Annotated in this window: 3 protein-coding genes; all 3 read left to right on the forward strand. The window is 62.1% G+C overall.

The features are described from left to right. The first annotated feature begins 678 nt into the window (after positions 1–678). From BN1233_RS35675 to BN1233_RS35685, 3 genes are read left to right on the forward strand one after another with little or no spacing between them, the layout of a single operon-like run. Positions 679–1,107, forward strand: coding sequence for a DUF983 domain-containing protein (locus BN1233_RS35675; protein WP_046868394.1), 429 nt, complete (start codon positions 679–681; stop codon positions 1,105–1,107). Positions 1,108–1,117: 10 nt separating this feature from the next. Further along, entirely contained in the window at positions 1,118–1,516 is a 399-nt protein-coding gene (locus BN1233_RS35680; RefSeq protein ID WP_046868395.1) for a hypothetical protein, read from the forward strand. An 18-nt stretch (positions 1,517–1,534) separates the two neighbouring features. Next, entirely contained in the window at positions 1,535–2,707 is a 1,173-nt protein-coding gene (locus BN1233_RS35685) for a patatin-like phospholipase family protein (RefSeq protein WP_046868396.1), read from the forward strand. The last annotated feature ends 73 nt before the right edge of the window (positions 2,708–2,780 follow it).

A 2,780-nucleotide genomic window follows, 5' to 3' on the forward strand; every position in this document is an offset into this window, starting at 1 on the left:
CGCGATCGCAGCCATCGTGCTTCTCTTCGCCCGCAAAGTGGGCGTCGGGAGCGACGCGGGCGGCGCGCATTGAGATGCCGCTGATCAAGAGAGGGAATGAGCGCCGCGAGCTTGGCGAGCATGGGTTCGCGCCTTGCGCGCGACCTCTGGAGACCCTTCGGATGCCCGGAACGGCTCTGGCCATCGGCCTGCGCGCGGCTCACCAAGTCCAATGTCATCATCGGCGGCAGCGGCAGGTGCAACCTTCGTTTAGGCCCACCAAGCCATCGTAGCATCGCAGTTGCCGCAAGTAGAATGGATTGCTCGTACTGACCAACCTAATCTGACGTCAATCGAAGAGCGCACTGAACCGGTTGTCCTGGTTCGTTCATCAGGAGCGTAGAGTTGGACGGTTCGGCTCGGAGATTGAGGAGATCATGGTTTTTGTTCTGTTCGACAACGCGACAGGCACGCAACGAGCCATTCCCGTGCCGGTCAAAGCGCGACCGCAGCCCAGCGTCCCGGCTGCCATTCTCACTCACCCGCGTTTCGCTGTTCGCGCTTGAGGTTTGAGATGAGACGCCTTTGCGAACTGGCTCGGTGTTGGGTTTTGCGTGAACTCGACCGCCAGCTTCAGCAGCGCTGTCCAGCCGCCATCGCGGCGAGAGGCAAAGCGAAGCTCACCTAAGAGGAGACGAGATGACTAGGAAACTGACTGCCAAAGAAGTTGTTCTTAAGTCCGGTTTGAAGTGCCGCTGCCCCGAATGCGGCAAGGGCAAGCTGTTCCAGGGCTTTCTGACGCTGGCGCCCCGCTGCGAGGTGTGCGGCCTCGACTATTCCTTCGCCGATCCGGCGGACGGACCGGCCTTCTTCGTGATGATGATCATGGCCTTCCCGGCAACAGCGTTCGGCATTTGGATCGAGTTAGCCTTCGAGCCCGCGCTGTGGGTGCACTTCGTCACGACGCTGCCCTTCCTCCTGTTGAGCTGCATTCCACCGATCCGCCCCTTCAAAGGCGTGCTGGTAGCGAGCCAGTACGTGAACAAGGCGGAGGAAGTCCGCTTCGATACCTCACGAGAGGTGGATCCGAAGGATGAACCGAGGTCCGTCGCGATCACTACAAACTGATGCTGTCGTCATGGCCAAGACACCTTGTGGAACCGAGGGCTGCGCCCGCATCGCCGACGATAACCCGATTTTCCGTAAGACACTCGCGCAGTTGCTGCGAGCCAAGGGCCACGAAGTGATCACGCCGCAGACGGGAGTGAATGCCTACCTGGCTCTACGCGACCGAAGCCGGTCCGTCGGGTCGCTTTACGCGCGTGTCGCTCTGCCTGGCTTGATAGATGGATGGATTCTCGCCGACGAGTACGCCGACTTGCACAGAGATCGGGCCGTGATCCTGGCTGGCGTCGAGGCTCGGGTTTCAGCACAAGGCGACATCGTCCTGAAGCAGCCCACGCCCACCACCGCGTTCGTTCACCGGTTGCGGACCGCGATGCGGGTCCGCTCGGCAGCAGCGTCCATAGCCCGTTGAGACAAAGGTACACATGCCATGAACATTCAATTCCAACCGCATCCGGCTGTCGCCAAGCGAGACCTCCCGTTCGAATGCATCGCGCTGGTCTTGCAAGGTGGTGGTGCGCTCGGGGCCTACCAGGCCGGCGTCTATGAGGCTCTTGCGGAGGCCAGAATTCATCCCGACTGGGTCGCCGGTGTCTCAATCGGCGCCATCAACTCAGCCATCATCGCGGGAAACGAGCCGGCCGAGCGGGTCGGGAAGCTGCGCGCCTTCTGGCAGGAAATCACCGCCAACCCGCTGCTCGACTGGGCTGTCGCCGTCAACGCACTCACTCCGAAAGGCGACCTGCCGCGCGCGCTCTTCAACCAGCTGAGTGCGACCTACGCGGCCATAACGGGCGCTGCGGGCTTTTTCACGCTTCGGCAGCCCGCTCCCTGGCTGCACCCGTACGGCGCTCCGGAAGCGACGAGCTTCTACGAGACCAAGCTCCTGAAGAGCACGCTCGAGCGGCTTGTCGACTTCGACCGGATCAATGCTAGGGCGACGCGCTTCAGTGTCGGCGCGGTGAACGTGCGCACCGGCAATTTCGTTTACTTCGATAACGAGAAGCACACGATCCGAGCCGAGCACGTGATGGCGAGCGGATCGCTTCCGCCCGGCTTCCCGGCCGTCGAGATCGAGGGCGAATTTTACTGGGACGGCGGCCTCATCTCGAACACGCCGCTGCAATGGGTCGTCGAGCAAGGCCCCCGCCAGGACACGCTGGCCTTTCAGGTGGATCTCTGGAGCGCGCGCGGCGAGCTTCCCGGCAATTTGGCCGACGTCGTGACGCGTCAGAAGGAAATCCAATATTCGAGTCGCACGCGCGCCAATACCGACCAGTTCAAGCGCTACCAGCGCGCCCGAAACGCGCTCGCGGGCCTTCTCTCGAATTTACCGGCGGACCTTCTCGCCAGCGAGGAAGCCAAGATGCTGAGCTCGATCGCCGACCACAAGGTCTACAACCTCGTCCAGCTGATCTACCGCTCGAAACACTACGAAGGCCATTCCAAGGATTACGAGTTTTCCCGGCTGTCCATGGAGGAGCATTGGCGCGCCGGTTATCACGACGCGGTGCGCACGTTGCGCCATCCCGAGGCCTTGCAGCGGCCCCGCAATCAGGACGGGGTCTACACGTTCGATCTTGCCGTGGACGGGCGGGAATAGCGCGAGCGTAAGGCACGAAAGACGTCCTGCACCCGTGATCTCGCGAGCGAGCCGCTCGATCAACCAAAGGAGC

It is taken from the genome of Microvirga massiliensis (assembly GCF_001006805.1).
GTDB classification, from domain to species: Bacteria; Pseudomonadota; Alphaproteobacteria; order Rhizobiales; family Beijerinckiaceae; genus Microvirga; species Microvirga massiliensis.